A 17469-nucleotide genomic window follows, 5' to 3' on the forward strand; every position below is an offset into this window, starting at 1 on the left:
GGGACTAAAAATATTTAGGGAGGTTCTAATGAAGAAAAGCGCAGCTACAATTAGAGCAGAAGAACGCAATTACTATCAAGGGCCGGAATGGTTTTGTACGTTCCCAACTAATCCTATTAAAGGTTTGGAGAGAGAGGAAGGCATTCATAGACGCGACCCGAGTAGCGTGATTAAGGTTGATGATACGTACTATGTTTATTACACGAAGTCGTATGGACCGCACGTGGGATTTAGTAGCGGAGATTTGAGTGCGAAGGTGTTTCCATGGGATTACGCCGAAATTTGGGTAGCCACATCAAAGGACGGGTGGACTTGGGAAGAGCAAAACGTTGCGTTAAAGCGCGGTGAGCCAGGCCGATTTGATGATAGAAGCGTCTTTACGGCAGAGATCTTGAAGTATGATGGAAAATATTACCTAGTGTACCAAACTGTTCAGGACCCATACGTTAATAGAAGTTTTGAGAATATTGCAATAGCAGTAAGTGACAGCCCGCTGGGGCCGTTTGTAGGATCCGATGAACCGATTTTAACGCCAACAATGGATGGTGAATGGGATGGGGACGAAGACAATAGATTTTTGGTAAAGAAGAAAGGGAGCTTTGACAGCCACAAAGTTCATGATCCGCTTTTATTTCATTATAGAGACAAGTTTTACCTGTACTATAAGGGCGAAAGAATGGGCGAAGAGATGTATATGGGTGGACGTGAAACCATGTGGGGGCTCGCAATTGCAGATAAAATTGAGGGGCCGTATGTCAAGAGCGAATATAACCCGGTAACCAACTCGGGGCATGAAACTTGCTTATGGCAATATGACGGAGGCATGGCTGCGTTTTTGAGAACAGATGGCGTTGAAAAAAATACCATTCAGTTTGCACCAGACGGAATCAATTTCGAGATAAAGTCGGTTATTCCTAGTGGCCCTATTGCACCTGGACCGTATAGACCGGACGAACCAACGACGTATCCGCTAGAAGGAATGAAGTGGGGGCTCTCTCACAAGCTAGATGGCTGGGGTCACCTAGTGCGCTTTGATTTAAGTACGCATCAAGCCGATATTTATAAGCGCAAAAGTAAGTTTAATTAGGCTATTTTGCTTGGTAGCAATGCATTCTGCTTGTGCAGGATTTTGGCTATTGTTGCCAGGTTTTACATAATTTGGAACGAAGTATAAATATGAAGATATTATAAAATTTTAATGCAGTTCAATAAAAATGTCTTTTTCTATTAATTTATTGGTATTTTATGACGATATTATTTTTGATTAAATAAATTTTCGAAAAAGGAGACTGATAAATATGAGTACAATAAGTTCTTCGGGGCTATCATTTTCGGGGTTAGCATCAGGGATGGATACAGATGCGATGGTTAAAGCAATGATATCGGGTTATGAGACGAAATATAATAATGAACAAAAAGAGCAGCTGATGCTGGATCTGAAATTAGAAAAATATAGAGAAGTGAATACAAAAGTGGTTGATTTTTATGACGACTATCTAAGAAAAATGAGATTAGAATCGACGTTTAACTCGAGCACGACATCGAGCTCAAATCCAGATGCGGTAGAGGTAACGGGAGGCGGAAAAACTGGGGATCAAATTACGATTACGCAGTTAGCAAAACCTATTAATGTAACAACAAATAAAGTTAATAGCGATATTAAAAGCGGAGATACCAAACTAAGCGAATTGGGGTTTAGTGTATTAGATGGAATCAAATTTACTGACAAAGATGGTAATGAGACCATAATTGGATTAAGGGAATTAGATGGTAAAGGTATGATAGAATCGAATAAAAACGGCGTCATATCTGTTGAGACGGTAGATGATCTAATAGATGCATTTGCAGATCAAGATATTAGCATTGGATTTGATGAAGAAACTGGAAAATTTGATTTAACTAGTTTTAACGATCACAATGGAAATGCCAGCTATACAATTTCTGCTGTAAAAATGCAAGAGAAGGAGACTCAAGATCCAACATTGGATAGTACTCAATATGAATATGTTGATATCGAGGATAATACAGGTACAACGCATGTTGACGAAGCAGAAGAGGCAACGAATGAGCTACTAGGCAAATTAGGACTAGCTGGAAAGACCACTTGGGAGGTTGACGAAAGATCGCTAGCCAAGCATGCTAAAGTTTCAAAAGATTTGCATGGACACACTTTAGAGATAAATGGCAATTCAGTAGCTATTGATAATACAACTACGATGGATGATATAAAAAATATTTTAGGATTAGAAGTTGATGAAGAAGGATATTTTGATGTTACGAAGATGAGTGGTATAAAAGTAACAGACACCGCGACTGGTGCTGAAGTACAAAATAATGATATCGAGATTGCTCTAAGCGACATGGGTATAGAAGACGGATACGTTGTTCAAAGCAGTAGATATGAGAGTGTGCAAGTTGGACTAAAGGAAATTGATGGAAAAACGACGCTAGGAGATCTGGGTGTATCTGGCTCAATCGAAATAGAGATCGATGGAAATTCGCATGTCATAAAGCTTGATGCAAAGAAAACTTTGGAGGAATTGACAGAGGAATTAAATAAAACAGGATTGAAAGTGGAATTTCATGATGGGCAAGACTCCTTTAGCATAACAACTGATGCGAAATCTCTGAAAATTAAAGAAACAGAAACGGGATCGTTAGCAAAACTAGGAATCCAGCCTCCAACAGAGGGCAAAGAGCCAGTTACTGAAGATACGCTTCTTACAGAACTTGGATTTAAAATAGGAGATGTTATTACGGTAGAAGATAAGTACCAGGGGACTCGCCGAATAGAAATTGTTGATCCTTCTTCAGGTGGCGGCAGTACTGGGTATCAAACGGCAGCTACAATGGACGATCTAGCGGGAACTGGTTTTTTTTCATTTGATGAAAAAACTCAAACTATAAAGCTAAATAGAGAAGATACAATGACGGATATTAAGGTTCAATCCAAGTCTCAATTTGATAAAGAAATGGATCCGACAAGGCCGCCAAAAACAGATGCTGAGATAGAGGCTGAACATGAATATACTGTGGAAAGTTTAAAGAATTTAGGAATTTCTAAATCTATTGTATATGAAGACGGTATACCTAGATTTGAGTATGAAACTTCAGTTGTTGGAGAAGGCGACTATGAATACGAAGCGCAATTAGCTAAAGGTACATACAACGGTATGGAAGTGGAATCCGATACTAATGTATTTAAACTAGACGGAATAACTTTTGTTGCAAAGAAAATTACCGATGATCCAGAAACTAAAGAAGTTGAAGAAGTGGTAACTATTGATAAAACCATAGATGAAGAAGCGTTATTTGAAACCATCACAGGTTTTGTAGACGCATATAATACTTTAGTAGACGAACTTTCTGCATATACCGATGCTCCATATGACCCTAAAAAAGATAGCGGCTATACACCATTACTACCAGATGAAAAAGAAGGAATGAGTGATGCGGACATAGAGCTTTGGGACGAAAAAGTTGATAGCTTATTGCTTAGAGACGACCCTAACATCGAGAGGTTACTAGACAGCTTAAGATATGACCTAATGGAGGTATATCCTGGAAACGAAAGCTTTAAGTCGTTGGGAGAAATTGGCATTACATCTAGTATTGACTATACGCAACAAGGCAAGCTCGAAATCGATGAAGAAAAGCTTAGAGCGGCGATTACCAAAGATGCGGAAGGGATCAAAACATTATTTGTGGGCGATAGCGAAAAAGGCGTCGACGGCTATGCTGAAAAAATGTATGACGGGGTAACAGAGCTTCTAAAATCCAGTAATACAAGTAGTTCAATGTTTTTGTTTAACGACTTAGAGCTAGAAAAAGCAATCACCGATCAGCAAGAAGAAATAGATAAAGCCTATGACAATATGATTGCCAAAGAAGAAATATATCAAGCCCAATTTTTAGCAATGGAGATGGCGATTCAAGAAATGAACTCTCAGATGAACCTATTTAACCAATCTGCGATGTAAAAAAATACTGATAGAATAAAAGATCAATCTTCTGATCAGAGAATATTAAAAAGTATATTTTTAAAATTATTGTATATAATAAATGTAAAATCAAAAGCCACTGATGTATGATGTTTTAATTGTTCATTGTGGTTTTTGTGATTTATTGAGAGGAGATTATAATGGTAAAACAAGCTTATAATTCATATAGGAATAATGCTATTATGACAGCAAGCCCGGCAGAGTTAACATTGATGCTATATAATGGAGCGATAAAATTTTGTACGATGACTATTGAAAGCATTGAGAAAAAAGAGTTATCCAATGCGCATAAATATAACGTTAGAGTGCAAGATATTATAATAGAGTTAAAGATTACACTAGATAAAAAGTACGAAATTGCAGAAGAAATGGATAGGCTCTATACTTATATTTTGAAGATTTTGCGTGAAGGTAATATAGAAAAAAATGTCGATAAAATTAATGAAGCAAAAGGGTTGATTACTGTGTTTAGAGATACTTGGCGAGAAGTTATGAATAAAGGACCTGTTGTGGCGAATGAGTGATACTAAGCAGTCACCAGATGAAGAGCAAGAAAAACAAGAAAAAATTGACCCTACTTATGGAATTTACGACGTTGAATTTGAAATACGCAATAGTAAAACCGTTGGAGAATATTCTCTAAGACTTAAGAAAGATAATGTCTCTAGGTATGTTGTTAGCAAATATGCTCCGCGTGAAAAAATTAAAGAAAAGCTAGATTTATATAACAAACATTCTAGTACTATATTTGTAGTTTTTGGCTTTGCATTTGGATATGTGGTAGACGAAATTATTAAAAAAATGGGAAACAGTGCCACAATTTTTTTAATTGAACCTTCACCTAACGTATTAAAAGCACAAGCAAATTTGGTTGTAAGAGAAAACTATGCTCAAGTAAACTTTTATAACGAAATATCGTTTAGTCGTTTTTATGCAAACTTCTTTAGTCAGCTGCATATGGGCAATGTAGATTATCTAGAGATTATAGATTTATTTGATTATAAGTTTTTTTATCCAAAATACTATGAGAGAATCATGGGTATAATTGAGGTTTGCGAATCAGATTTGCGTACTAATCTCGGAACAGTTAGCGCAATTGGTGATAGATACCTAAGCAATTTACTAAACAATATTGGCTATTTAAATTCTTCATATGACATTAAAGCTATCAAAAATAAATATAAAGGGTATCCTGTTGTAGTTGTTATGGCAGGACCTTCTTTAGATAAAAATTTGGAAGAGCTGAAGAACTTTGATGGCTTGATTTTTGCTATAGGTAGAACGGTCCAGTCTGTAAAAAGTATTGGTAAAAACCCTGATTTTTCTTTTATTGTAGATTACAGCGTTAAGATGGATGCGACATTTGGTGGGTTTTATGATATTCCTCTAGTAGCATTAATTAGCTCTGCGCAAGAGGTTATTAATAATTGGGAAGATAAAATATATTTTATAACTCACGACCACACGATGGAAGAGCTTGTTGATGTAAAATTGGAAAAATTTGAGATAAATGTTTCTGTGTCAACATTAGCGATAGAGTTTGCTAAGTATGTAGGTGCTGGTCCTATCATTATAATAGGACAAGACTTGGGCTTTACCAGAAAGAAGATGTATTCAAAAACGTGTAACATATATGAAAACCCAAATCTCGCCGAAAGATTAGATAAAATTGACGTTAGCAAATCTAAGGTACACGAAATTGTTCAGGGCTATTATGACGATGAAGAGATTCTAAGCTCTAGTATTTTTACGGCCATCAAACGCTGGATCCAACGCTTCATAAAAGCTAACCCTAATATAAAAGTTATCAATTCAACAGAAGGCGGAGCTAGAATTGAAGGCGCACTGCAAATGCCGCTAAAAGAAGCGATCGAAAAATATAATTATCAGAAAACGGATATAGATTATGTTCCGCAATTGCTATTCCCTGAGCCTATAGATGTAGAGGCTAGATTAACTGAAACTCTCGAAAAATTAGAGTTAAAAATGGATCTTATTAAGCAGGTAACCGAAAAATCTAAAGAGTTAATGAAAATCTATGAAGAATATGATCCAAATTTGTCTTCCGATAAAGTAAAAGAAATTTATGTGCAAATTCATAATTTAGAAGTTGAGCTGAGCCAAATTGAAGTGGATCGTATATATCGTTATATTTTTGAAAAACTATCGTATGATATTAGTAGAAATCCAGATTATAAATATCAGCCTAAAAGAGATGATGTAGAAAATGCGCTCAAAATTACTATGGGCAGTATACTCTTGTATAAATCTATGGAGATAGCAATAAGAGGTGCGATTGCTGCAATAAAGAAAAGGCTTGGATTTGAGGAGGAAAACGATGAGCAATGATATTATTGAACGCAAAGAAGATTTACAAAATTATTTACCAAAACTAGAAAAGGGTTTTGTAACTATATTAAATAAACTAAAAAATGATCAAGGAATTAAGGGTTTTGAAATGTTAACAGATGCATTAGAAGGCTTAAGTTGGGTAACATCATCTTTGGAATTAGTGGATTCTACGATAATTAATGTAGAAGATTTTCAAGATACAGTAGAAACATTACTAGATGCGATGGAAAACAAAGATGTTGAAACTATTTCTGACGTGATAGAATTTGAATTATTAGATTTAGTCAACGAGTGGGCAGAAAAGTTAGATTAAGGAAGGTGCAATTTGGAGAAGACAATTGTAACAGGAGCAGATGGTTTTATAGGCTCTCATTTATGTGAAAAATTGGTTAAAGAAGGAAAAAAAGTTAAGGCATTTGTGTATTATAACTCATTTAATTCATGGGGTTGGCTTGATACTATTGATGAGAAAGTTAAAAATGAGATAGAGATATTTGCGGGAGACATTAGGGATTCGAATGGTGTGAGGGTGGCGTTAACAGGAATGGATCTAGTCTACCATTTGGCCGCTTTGATAGCGATTCCCTTCAGCTATCATTCTCCTGAGTCATATGTTGATACTAATATAAAAGGTACGTTAAATATACTCCAGGCAGCTAAAAACTTGGATTTATCTCGAGTGTTAATCACATCTACATCTGAGGTATATGGAACTGCAGATTATGTTCCCATAGACGAAAAGCATCCCTTTAAGGCGCAATCTCCATATTCAGCAACCAAGATAGCTGCAGATAGGTTGGCGGAATCCTTTTATAGAAGCTTCAATTTGCCTGTTACAATTGTTCGACCGTTTAATGCGTATGGGCCTCGTCAATCGGCACGGGCGGTTATTCCAACTATCATTACTCAGTTGCTTGCAGGTAAAGAAGTGATTAAACTTGGTGCGCTATCACCAACCCGCGACTTTAACTATGTAAAAGATATTGCAGATGGCTTTGTTGCGATTGCAAATTCGGATCAAACGATTGGTGAAGAAATAAATATTGCAACAGAACGAGAGATCAGCATAGAGGGGCTTGCAAAGGAGCTTATATCTCAAATCAATCCCACAGCGACGATTATATGCGAATCCGAAAGAATGCGACCGGCCAAAAGTGAAGTAGAACGATTGCTAGGCTCCAATGAAAAGATAAAAGCTCTCACCGATTGGGAGCCGCAATATACTTTTGCGCAAGGGCTTCACGAAACAATCGAGTGGTTTAAACAAAATACCGCAGGATATAAAACAGACATTTATAATATATAGGGTGATGTTATGATACCGTTATCAGTACCAAATCTTAAAGGTAATGAATTAAAGTATGTAACAAAAGCATTAGAGGCCGAGTGGGTTTCTACTGGAGGTGCGTATATAAATCAGTTTGAGAAAGATTTAGCTGAATATATATGCGCACCCGCGGCAGTGGCAGTGGCAAGCGGAACTGCAGGATTGCATCTTGCGTTACTAGAAGCCGGGGTTACTGCAGGAGATTACGTAATTGCACCGACGCTTACGTTTATAGCTGCAGTAAATCCAATCAAATATGTGGGAGCGGCACCGTTGTTTATGGATTGCGACGATAGCCTATGCCTCGATGTTGCAAAGGTAGAAAAGTTTGTTGCAACTGAATGTGTATTTGCAAACAATGTGTTGACATTTAGAGATAAGCCGATCAAGGCAATTATGGTGGTTCATGTGTTTGGAAACCTTGCCAATATGATGGCGCTTATGGCAATAGCAAGGAAGTATAATCTAAAAGTGATAGAAGACGCGACTGAGGCACTAGGAACTTATGCTATAGTCGATGGTCACAAAAAATTTGCAGGTACTATTGGGGACTTTGGGGTATTTTCGTTTAATGGAAACAAGATTATAACAACAGGCGGCGGCGGAATGGTTGTTGCGTTAGACGCAGACAAGCTCAAGCATATTAAATATCTGAGTACTCAAGCAAAAGACGATGAGTTAAACTATATCCATAACGAAATAGGATATAATTATAGAATGACTAATGTTCAGGCTGCAATTGGAGTGGGGCAGCTCGAGCAGCTGGAGAAATTTGTTGTTATTAAAAAAAATAACTATGAGCTATATAAGGAGTTGTTAAAAAGTGTTACTGAAGTGGAATTGATAAACTTTAGAACAGATATAAGACCGAATTATTGGTTCTATAGTGTGCAATTTGCTGAGGGGATTGATATTGGAAAAATTATACAATCATTGCTGCGTAAGGGCATAGGGTCGCGACCCATTTGGGGATTGATCCATAAGCAAGCGCCATACCAGAGTGATTATGCTTTCGAAATAGAGAGGGCAGATAAATACGTAACTTCTATTATCAATATTCCATGTAGCTCAAATCTAAAAAGCGAGGAGATTCAAAATGTTGTAACGGCAATTAAGGAGATACTAGCAAATGGATAAAGAATTAAACAACTTGATAATAGATAAAAATTGTACTGTAAAACAAGCGATCAAAAGATTAGATGATACAGCTAAGAAGATTCTCTTTGTGGCAAACGATGGAAAGGCAGAAGGAACCATCACAGACGGCGATGTTAGGCGATGGATTCTAAAAAATGGCTCTTTAGATGCAGATGTTACCAATATAATGAATACCAATTTTTCGTATGCGCTATACGATGAAGAAGAAAAGATTCAAGAGATATTTAGCGGAGGGATCATCTTTGCTATTCCTATTTTAGATGTGGATTATAAAATTATAGACATAAAATTTGTTGAGCGAGTAGTTAATAGTGTAAAAAAAGAGCGCGCACAGCTCAATACTAAAGTTGTGATTATGGCAGGTGGAAAGGGCACCAGGTTGTATCCTTATACACAAATTTTGCCAAAACCACTCATTCCAATTGGTGAAAAAACTATCTTAGAGCATATTTTATCTCGATTTAATAACTATGGTTGCGTTGATTTTTTGCTAACACTAAATTATAAAAAAGGGATGATTAAAAGTTATTTAGAAGACATAGAGAGTCCATATAATTTTTCTTATATAGAAGAAAGTGATTTTTATGGCACTGCAGGAAGCCTGTCGTTATTAAGGGGAAAGCTTACCGAAACATTTTTTGTTACAAACTGCGATATTCTCATTGATGCTCGCTATGACGAAATTATTGCGCATCATAAAGCCAATAAGAACCAAATTACGTTAGTGACTTCGCTTACCACCTATACAATTCCATATGGTGTGGTGATAACAAAAGATGAGGGGGAGGTTTGTGCCCTTAGTGAAAAGCCAGAGTATAGTTTTCAAATTAATACAGGAGTGTACGTATTGGAACCAGAAGTTTTAGAGGATATACCCAGCAATGTGTTTTTTCATATTACAGATTTGATAGAAATATATTTAGAGCAAGGCAAAAAAGTGGGAACGTTTCCGATTAGATCTGGGCAATGGCTAGATATGGGAGACCTTCATCTGATGGAAGATATGATAGAAAAAATCGATCGAATCGACAACTAGAAAGGAGCTTATATGACTGTTTTAGAAGAAGAATTACATTTGAAAGCTGCCAATATTGCTAAAAATGGAGAAAATAACCAACGTAAGCTAGATGCGTATGCTAGGGAATTGCTAGAGTTGGCAGAAGATACTCAAAGTGAGTTTGCTGTATCTGCCTTAAAAGATTTAATTATCAACGAAAAGATTGATTTTGTATTTAGGATGTTTGTATTTTTGATGCTTAAGAGAATCAGCCTGATACCGAATTCGACATTTGAGGTTGAACCAGAGATGTATGACTATATGCTATTGCAATTAAAAAATTATGTTGATGCTAGCGAAATGCCATTTTTGGCGCCAGATGATAGAAAGTCGCATCGATTAGTCATTGTGGTAAATCAGTTTTTGGGCGTTGGAACTCTAGAAACAGAGGAGTTTGCAAAAATTATTCAATGTATCGATAAATATTTTGATCAAATTACAGAAGTATATATTATGAATTCTGATTCGCTTTTGCAGGAAATTTCACTGGCCAAAAAGTATAGAGTTGGTGTTAGCATAAATCCTGAAGTTGAAGAAGAAGTACAGTTAATATTAAATGAGCATAAAATATTTCGATGTGGTGTAGGATACGAAGAGAAACGAGAGCTAGAGTATCTTGATAGGTTGGCATACTTCACACACTATATCTGGAAGCTCAAGCCATATCGCGTTATTGCGCTAAATACTCTCAACTTCTTGGCAGAGCTGGTAAATAACTTTATAGAGGTCTTTACCGTAGCCTATGATAGCAAGCATATCGATTGCCATACCCAACACGTGATTGTTTTGGATAAAGACACTGCTATAAAAGAAGGTCGTATGGAACTCGAAGAAGAAGAATACTATAAAAAAATGTTAAACTATATTTTAAATGGCGTTAAATAAGGCAGTGATTAGTATGTGGTGGCTAGCAGATAAAATCCTAACTGCTAACCGCTAACTATTAGTCACTGCTATTTTAATAGAGGAGTAATGACTATGGAGATTTTGGGAATTATACCGGCAAGGGGAGGGTCAAAAGGTCTTCCTGGAAAAAATATCAAAATGCTTGGTGACAAACCGCTTATTGCATACACTATTGCAGCTGCAATAAACTCGAAGCATATAACTCGCACTATAGTTTCGACCGACGATGCGGCAATTGCGGAAGTTGCCCTCAAGTTTGGAGCAGAAGTACCGTTTATGCGCCCCGAATGTTTGGCCACAGATACGGCAACTAGCGCGGAGGTGGTCTTGCATTTACTAAAAACTCTCGAAGGAAATGGATATATGCCAGACTTTATATGTTTGCTTCAATGTACATCGCCTTTTAGAACGGCAGCAGACGTCGATTCCTGTATAGAAAAATGTTTAAACACTGGTTTTGATGCTTGCTATAGCGTAACAGAAGCACGGAGCAATCCGTATTGGATGAAAGTTTTTGAAGGTAACCAGTTAAATTCATTTATTGATGCAGAAATGATTTTAAGACGGCAAGATCTGCCTACAGTATATGAGTTAAACGGTGCGATATACTTTGCCAAAACAGAAGAAGTGATCAAAAACAAAAGTTTACACCTAGCAAATGCTACTGGATACGTGATGCCAATTCAAAAATCTGTAGATATCGACACCGCTTTGGAATTTGAGTTGGCAAAAATGTTAATGAATAATATATAAATGGCTTGCTTAAACCAAAAGGAGAACGTGATGAAAACAATTATGGTAGTGACAGCAACTAGAGCAGAATATGGATTATTGAAAAATGTATTGCGACATATTCAGGAATCAGACGATCTTGAACTAATATTGATTGTGACGGGAACTCATTTAAGCGAAAAATATGGCTTGACTGTTGAAGAGATCGAGCAAGATGAAATCCCCATTGCTGCCAAAATATCCATGGAAGTGGAAGATGCTGGAAAGCCAGGTATTGTGAAATCGATGGCAAAATTAATGGGTGCATTAGCAGATGCAATAGAAGAGTTTAAGCCAGATATGCTGCTAATATTGGGTGACAGATATGAGATGTTGGCCTGTGCCAGTGCGGGAACAGCGATGAACATTCCGATTGCACATATAGCTGGTGGAGAAGTTAGCTATGGAGCAAATGACGAGCAAATTAGACACGCCATTACGAAGATGTCGCATATTCATTTTCCGGAAGCCGATGTCTATGCAAACAATATAAAATTTATGGGAGAGGAAAAGTTTAGAGTCAATCAAGTTGGTGCATTGGGAATAGAAAATATAATCACCACCAAGCTGTTATCTCACAAAGCATTAAATGAACAATTAGGAGTGGCTGTAGATGCCGACACATTTTTAATAACCTATCACCCGGCAACGCTGTCAAAGATGTTAGCATATGAAATGGATGAGCTGATAACCGCACTAGATGGCTTTAACAATACTATGATAATCACCTACCCCAATGCCGATAATGGCGGAGAATATATTATAGAACGATGGAAAGAATTTCAGGCAACTCACAAAAATGTGTTTCTATTTAAATCTTTGGGCACTCAAAAATACCTAAGCACAATGAAATATGCGGGGCTGATCATTGGTAATTCATCGAGTGCATTAATCGAGGCACCGATATTTAAAAAGCCTGTAGTAAATATTGGCAAAAGGCAAGCCGGAAGACTTATGGCAACTAACATATTGAGCTGTTCGAATAAAAAAGAAGACATAGCAAAAGCCATTCAAAAAGCACTGAGCCCAGAGTTTAGAAATAAGGTAGATCGCACAGTTAGCTTATACGGAATAGGAAATACCAGTGAGCAAATAGTCAGCATATTAGAAGATTTGGAAATTAACGAAAGACTGATTACAAAAAAATTAGTATTTTAATGCGCAGATACAGATAATTTTTGAGGAGATGATGTGATGTTTATTATAGCAGAAGCAGGCGTAAATCATAACGGCGATGTTGCAATCGCAAAAAAATTAGTGGATATGGCCGCACGATGCGGTGCTGATGCTGTCAAGTTTCAAACATTTAAAGCATCAGATGTTGTGGCTGCAGCTGAAGCAAAGGTGGCGTATCAGCAAGCTAATGATGCAACTGTAGAAACTCAATTTGAAATGTTAAGCAGGTTGGAGCTGACATATGATGAATTTAGAGAGCTCAAATGCTATTGTGATGAGGTAGGAATTATGTTTTTATCGACTCCCTTTAGCGTAGGCGCACTCAATTTTTTGGTTTCGATAGGTATGGAGATAGTGAAGCTTAGTTCAACAGAGGTGACAAACGCGCCATTTCTAGCTGCTGCTGCAAAATCTAAAAAGCCGATAATCCTTTCGACAGGGATGAGTTTTTTTGAGGAAGTTGTGGATGCAGTAAACATATTGGAAGAGGCTGGTGCGGCAGAGATAACATTGCTTCATTGCACCACCAATTATCCGACTGCAATAGCGGAGGCGAACATTCGTGCTATGGTAAAGTTAAAAGAGGTTGCCGCAACGGTTGGATATTCAGATCACACGGACGATGCGATATGCGCGGTTGTTGCAACAGCCTTAGGTGCCCAAGTGATAGAGAAACACATTACGTTGGATAAGAACATGGTTGGACCCGACCACAAGGCTTCAGCGACAGAAGTAGAGTTTGCGGAATACGTTTATCAAATTAGAGCAGCCGAAGTTGCCTTGGGCGACGGTATAAAAACACCAACCGCTGCGGAAGATTTAATGAGAAGCAAGGTGAGGCGAAGTATTGTGGCCAAAATTGATATAGCAGCTGGAGCGATTATCGACGCATCTATGTTAGATTTTAGACGTCCGGCAGCCGGAATTTCGCCAATGGCCTGTAAAAAAATATTAGGGAAAGCGGCAGCCACTAATATAAAAAAAGATGCGATTATAATGCCCGAAGATATAGCAGGTAGTTTGATGTTGTAGAAAAGAGGTGCGCTTGTGGAAAAAAAAATTGTGATAATCGGTGCTGGGGGGCATGCAGGAGTTGTAAAGGATGTTATAGAAAGTGATGGGAGATACGCAATAGCTGGAGTGATAGATGCGAGGTTTGCAAAGGGAAGCTTGTGGAAGGATGGAATTTATTCTTTGGGCGGTGATGAAGAGCTTGAGCATGTGTTTGAAGCGGGGGTGGGCAATGTAGCGATTGGAATTGGTCAAAATGCGCAACTGCGATTTAAAATATATAGCAAGTTAAAGAAAATTGGATTCAAATTTCCTACATTGGTGCATGCTAGTGCCATAATTTCGGATTCGGCAACGATTGATGAAGGAACTATAATTATGCCAGTAGCAGTTATAAATTGCTATGCAAAAATTGGAAAATTTGGTATAATAAATACTGCAGCTATAGTTGAGCACGATTGCCGGATAGGCGAAAATGTTCATGTGGCGCCCGGTGCTTGCGTATTGGGAGGAGTCTCAATTGGCAATAATTCGCATGTGGGGGCAAAGGCTGTGATAATACAATCTCGTACAGTAGGAGAAAATGTTATTATTGGCGCAGGTGCAGTAGTCACAAAAGATGTCTCGAAGGAAAGTATCATTGTAGGCGTTCCAGCGAGATCTATATAACAAGGAGGTTACAGATATGTCAAAAATATTAATTAAAGTAGATGAAGGTAAGAGAGGTGAGTTAAAATCATTTCATAGAATGGATGCATTGGCTCAAGTATTGCAAAAGTATTGTGAAATAACGTTTTATTGTGATGCGAAACACAGTAGGGGAATATCGTATCTGCGAACAAAGGGATATAATGTGTATGAATATGCGGATCTGCTGGGCGAGTTAGAAAGATTTAAAGGGGATTGCATAATAATAGATAGTCCGCTTCAAGCTAAGGAATTTAACAAAAAATGTCCGAAAATATTTAAAAAAATAATATGTGTTGATGAGCAAAATGATAATCCTTTTATGGAGTGCGATATGATTATTAATCCTGTGTATGGTAGCAAGCAGAGGAATTATTTTGCGTCAAACAATTGTGAAGTAATAGGAGATAAAGATGCGTTGTTGATACGAGATGAATTTTTGCATTCCCCAATGGTGCCGATTGAAGATGTAAAGAATATTTTGATGTTTGTTGACCATGTGCGAACAGAAGATTTGTTAATAGATGTTACGGAATTAAATTATAATATTAAAGTAATATTAGCAAACGGAATGGAAAAGACAAAAAAGATGCAAAACAGAATAAAAAGTAAGCGAGTGGAATTTTTCACCGAGGATGATTTTGACAGTGTAGTGTGGACGTGTGATATGGCGTTGATGAGTTATAATAACTATATGTATGATTTGATAGGGATAGGAATGCCGACCATAGGAGTTGTAGTGCGACGAACTGATATAGTGTGGGGACAAAATTTGTGGCAAGATATGTTAATTGAGGGACTGGGAATTGTTGGAATGGTGAGTGCTGCGCAAATGACGAAACAAGTGCAGATATTTGCACAAAATAGAGTTCAGAGACAAATAGTACAAAATAAAATGCAAGACCTCGTTAGCCGCGATTCTAAAGAGGCGCTGGTAGATGCTATTATGGCAGTTTGTGATTATTCAAAAAATACATAAAAGAATTATACTATATAATTGTATAATATTTTTTGAGTTCGATTAGAGCGTCTCGGAGAGTGGCAGCTTTCTCAAATTCCAGCTCCTGAGCAGCTTTTTTCATCGATTTTTCGGTTTTGGTTATTGCGCGTTCAAGTTCGACCGCACTCATAGACTCTGGGGATTTATTTATTGTGGTTGCGGTTTTTTCAGATTTTGTTGCAGCAATCAGTTCGCGGACAGCTTTTTTTATAGTTTGTGGAGTGATTCCATGAGCTTCGTTGTATTCTTGCTGAATTTTGCGTCTTCGATTTGTTTCGTCTATTGCGATTTTCATACTTCTGGTAATTGTATCTGCATACATTATGACGCGTCCTTGGCTATTTCTGGCAGCGCGACCTATGGTTTGGATGAGTGATGTCGCAGAGCGCAAAAAACCTTCTTTATCGGCATCGAGTATGGCAACAAGCGAAACTTCTGGTATATCAAGCCCTTCTCGCAATAAGTTTATTCCCACTAGCACATCAAAAACTCCCATTCGCAAATCTCTAACTATCTCTATGCGCTCCAATGTTTCTATATCTGAATGTAAATACTTTACTTTGATTCCCACTTCTTGGAGATACGCAGTTAAATCTTCGGACATTCGCTTGGTTAGGGTGGTAACTAGTACTTTTCCAGCAGCTGCAACAGTGGAGTGAATTTGGGTAAGCAGATCATCAATTTGTCCGGTTACGGTCTTGATTTCTATTGCAGGATCCAGAAGGCCTGTAGGACGTATCAGTTGTTCGCCTATCGCTTCGGAATGTTCAAGTTCGTATTGCGAGGGTGTTGCAGAAACATATAAAATTTGATTTATCTTTTGCTCAAATTCATCAAAATTTAGAGGTCGATTATCTATCGCAGAGGGCAATCTAAAGCCATAGTCGACGAGATTACTTTTGCGTGCACGATCACCATTAGACATTCCTCGAATTTGAGGCAGAGTAATGTGAGACTCATCGACTATAATAAGATAATCATCTGGAAAATAATCTAGCAACGTAAAAGGGGTGCTACCATAATCGCGGCCAGATAGATGCAAGGAATAATTTTCAATTCCAGAGCAATACCCCATCTCGCGCAGCATTTCTATATCGAAGTTTGTACGTTGGGTGAGTCTTTGCATTTCTAGTAGTTTGTCCTGCTTTTTCAGTTCCAGCAGTTGCGTATTTAATTCGGATTCGATTCGTTTTATGGCAGCTGAAAGTTTGTCAGGGGAAACTGTATAGTGTGAGCCAGGAAAGATAGAAACGTGATTGCGGATGCCTAAAACCTTGCCCGTCAATGAATCTATTTCTGAAATTTTTTCGATTTCATCTCCAAAAAACTCTACTCTAATAGCGCTTTCGCTCATTCCTGCAGGAATAACTTCTACAACATCACCTCGAACTCGAAATGTACCCCTGCTGAAGTCATCATCGTTTCTAGTATATTGAATGTGTACCAATTTTCGTAATAGATCATCGCGATCGAAATCCATTCCGGTGCGTATGGAAAGCACTTGATCTTCGTAGTCTAGGGGGTCGCCCAGTCCGTATATGCAAGATACACTGGCAACGATGATTACGTCGCGTCTTTCGGCTAACGACGCAGTAGCAGAGTGGCGCAGCTTGTCGATTTCTTCGTTTACACTAGAATCTTTTTCTATAAAGGTATCACTTTGAGCGACATATGCTTCTGGCTGATAATAGTCATAATAAGAGACGAAATATTCTACTGCGTTATTGGGAAAAAATTCCTTAAACTCGCTGTATAGCTGAGCTGCAAGTGTTTTGTTATGAGCAATAATTAGCGTTGGTTTTTGCGTTTGTTCTATTATATTGGCCATTGTAAAAGTTTTTCCAGATCCTGTTACACCAAGCAAAGTTTGATATCGATTTCCTGATTCTATACTTTCGGATAGTACTGAAATGGCCGCAGTCTGGTCCCCCATGGCAGCAAAGTCCGAGTGTAATCTAAATTTTTTCATATATTATGCTCTCCTTTTCTATTTTAGAGTATTCCCAAAAAGAGCATAAAAATA

15 protein-coding genes are annotated in these 17469 nt (G+C 37.7%); 14 read left to right on the forward strand and 1 reads right to left on the reverse strand.

The window, feature by feature from the left end; all coding sequences use genetic code 11:
• Nucleotides 1-28: 28 nt before the first annotated feature.
• From PCY70_RS07265 to PCY70_RS07330, 14 genes are all read left to right on the forward strand, one after another.
• Entirely contained in the window at nucleotides 29-1087 is a 1059-nt protein-coding gene (locus PCY70_RS07265; protein ID WP_305766841.1) for a glycoside hydrolase family 117 protein, read from the forward strand.
• Nucleotides 1088-1298: 211 nt separating this feature from the next.
• Entirely contained in the window at nucleotides 1299-3980 is a 2682-nt protein-coding gene (gene fliD, locus PCY70_RS07270) for a flagellar filament capping protein FliD (RefSeq protein ID WP_305766842.1), read from the forward strand.
• Nucleotides 3981-4141: 161 nt separating this feature from the next.
• Nucleotides 4142-4525 (forward strand): flagellar export chaperone FliS, encoded by a 384-nt coding sequence (gene fliS, locus PCY70_RS07275; protein WP_305766843.1) that lies wholly within the window; start codon nucleotides 4142-4144, stop codon nucleotides 4523-4525.
• On the forward strand, nucleotides 4518-6350 hold the full coding sequence (locus PCY70_RS07280; RefSeq protein WP_305766844.1) for a motility associated factor glycosyltransferase family protein: 1833 nt from the start codon (nucleotides 4518-4520) through the stop codon (nucleotides 6348-6350). Before fliS ends, PCY70_RS07280 begins: the two co-directional genes overlap by 8 nt.
• The gene (locus PCY70_RS07285) at nucleotides 6340-6666 is read left to right on the forward strand and encodes a DUF8042 domain-containing protein (protein WP_305766845.1); all 327 of its coding nucleotides are present in this window, start codon (nucleotides 6340-6342) and stop codon (nucleotides 6664-6666) included. Before PCY70_RS07280 ends, PCY70_RS07285 begins: the two co-directional genes overlap by 11 nt.
• Nucleotides 6667-6678: 12 nt before the next feature.
• Complete coding sequence (locus PCY70_RS07290; RefSeq protein ID WP_305766846.1) at nucleotides 6679-7659, forward strand: NAD-dependent 4,6-dehydratase LegB; 981 nt, start codon at nucleotides 6679-6681, stop codon at nucleotides 7657-7659.
• 9 nt (nucleotides 7660-7668) lie between these two features.
• Entirely contained in the window at nucleotides 7669-8817 is a 1149-nt protein-coding gene (locus PCY70_RS07295) for a LegC family aminotransferase (protein ID WP_305766847.1), read from the forward strand.
• The gene (locus PCY70_RS07300; RefSeq protein ID WP_305766848.1) at nucleotides 8810-9874 is read left to right on the forward strand and encodes a nucleotidyltransferase family protein; all 1065 of its coding nucleotides are present in this window, start codon (nucleotides 8810-8812) and stop codon (nucleotides 9872-9874) included. Before PCY70_RS07295 ends, PCY70_RS07300 begins: the two co-directional genes overlap by 8 nt.
• Nucleotides 9875-9886: 12 nt before the next feature.
• Nucleotides 9887-10780 carry a hypothetical protein gene (locus tag PCY70_RS07305; RefSeq protein ID WP_305766849.1) on the forward strand — a complete coding sequence of 298 codons (894 nt, stop codon included), beginning with the start codon at nucleotides 9887-9889 and terminating at the stop codon, nucleotides 10778-10780.
• A 93-nt stretch (nucleotides 10781-10873) separates the two neighbouring features.
• Nucleotides 10874-11554: an acylneuraminate cytidylyltransferase family protein gene (locus PCY70_RS07310; RefSeq protein ID WP_010167406.1), complete on the forward strand. Its 681-nt coding sequence runs from the start codon at nucleotides 10874-10876 to the stop codon at nucleotides 11552-11554.
• Nucleotides 11555-11584: 30 nt separating this feature from the next.
• Nucleotides 11585-12730, forward strand: coding sequence for a UDP-N-acetylglucosamine 2-epimerase (neuC, locus tag PCY70_RS07315; protein WP_305766850.1), 1146 nt, complete (start codon nucleotides 11585-11587; stop codon nucleotides 12728-12730).
• Nucleotides 12731-12766: 36 nt separating this feature from the next.
• Complete coding sequence (neuB, locus tag PCY70_RS07320; RefSeq protein WP_305766851.1) at nucleotides 12767-13780, forward strand: N-acetylneuraminate synthase; 1014 nt, start codon at nucleotides 12767-12769, stop codon at nucleotides 13778-13780.
• A 15-nt stretch (nucleotides 13781-13795) separates the two neighbouring features.
• The gene (locus PCY70_RS07325) at nucleotides 13796-14428 is read left to right on the forward strand and encodes an acetyltransferase (protein WP_305766852.1); all 633 of its coding nucleotides are present in this window, start codon (nucleotides 13796-13798) and stop codon (nucleotides 14426-14428) included.
• A 16-nt stretch (nucleotides 14429-14444) separates the two neighbouring features.
• The gene (locus PCY70_RS07330; protein ID WP_305766853.1) at nucleotides 14445-15425 is read left to right on the forward strand and encodes a hypothetical protein; all 981 of its coding nucleotides are present in this window, start codon (nucleotides 14445-14447) and stop codon (nucleotides 15423-15425) included.
• Between the two features lie 10 nt (nucleotides 15426-15435).
• Here the strand turns inward: PCY70_RS07330 and uvrB are convergent, their stop codons facing one another.
• A complete protein-coding gene (gene uvrB, locus PCY70_RS07335) occupies nucleotides 15436-17415 on the reverse strand; it encodes an excinuclease ABC subunit UvrB (protein ID WP_305766854.1) in 1980 nt (659 codons plus the stop codon).
• Nucleotides 17416-17469: the final 54 nt, after the last annotated feature.

The sequence above is a fragment of the Candidatus Epulonipiscium viviparus genome (genome assembly GCF_030708075.1).
Lineage (GTDB): Bacteria > Bacillota > Clostridia > Lachnospirales > Cellulosilyticaceae > Epulonipiscioides > Epulonipiscioides viviparus.

What these genes read in the sequence shown, in the direction of transcription:
- PCY70_RS07300 (WP_305766848.1), top strand. Translation starts at nt 8,810, where the DNA reads ATGGATAAAGAATTAAACAACTTGATAATAGATAAAAATTGTACTGTA.
- PCY70_RS07265 (WP_305766841.1), top strand. Translation starts at nt 29, where the DNA reads ATGAAGAAAAGCGCAGCTACAATTAGAGCAGAAGAACGCAATTACTAT.
- fliD (WP_305766842.1), top strand. Translation starts at nt 1,299, where the DNA reads ATGAGTACAATAAGTTCTTCGGGGCTATCATTTTCGGGGTTAGCATCA.
- PCY70_RS07310 (WP_010167406.1), top strand. Translation starts at nt 10,874, where the DNA reads ATGGAGATTTTGGGAATTATACCGGCAAGGGGAGGGTCAAAAGGTCTT.
- PCY70_RS07295 (WP_305766847.1), top strand. Translation starts at nt 7,669, where the DNA reads ATGATACCGTTATCAGTACCAAATCTTAAAGGTAATGAATTAAAGTAT.
- PCY70_RS07330 (WP_305766853.1), top strand. Translation starts at nt 14,445, where the DNA reads ATGTCAAAAATATTAATTAAAGTAGATGAAGGTAAGAGAGGTGAGTTA.
- PCY70_RS07285 (WP_305766845.1), top strand. Translation starts at nt 6,340, where the DNA reads ATGAGCAATGATATTATTGAACGCAAAGAAGATTTACAAAATTATTTA.
- PCY70_RS07280 (WP_305766844.1), top strand. Translation starts at nt 4,518, where the DNA reads ATGAGTGATACTAAGCAGTCACCAGATGAAGAGCAAGAAAAACAAGAA.
- neuC (WP_305766850.1), top strand. Translation starts at nt 11,585, where the DNA reads ATGAAAACAATTATGGTAGTGACAGCAACTAGAGCAGAATATGGATTA.
- uvrB (WP_305766854.1), bottom strand. Translation starts at nt 17,415, where the DNA reads ATGAAAAAATTTAGATTACACTCGGACTTTGCTGCCATGGGGGACCAG.
- neuB (WP_305766851.1), top strand. Translation starts at nt 12,767, where the DNA reads ATGTTTATTATAGCAGAAGCAGGCGTAAATCATAACGGCGATGTTGCA.
- fliS (WP_305766843.1), top strand. Translation starts at nt 4,142, where the DNA reads ATGGTAAAACAAGCTTATAATTCATATAGGAATAATGCTATTATGACA.
- PCY70_RS07305 (WP_305766849.1), top strand. Translation starts at nt 9,887, where the DNA reads ATGACTGTTTTAGAAGAAGAATTACATTTGAAAGCTGCCAATATTGCT.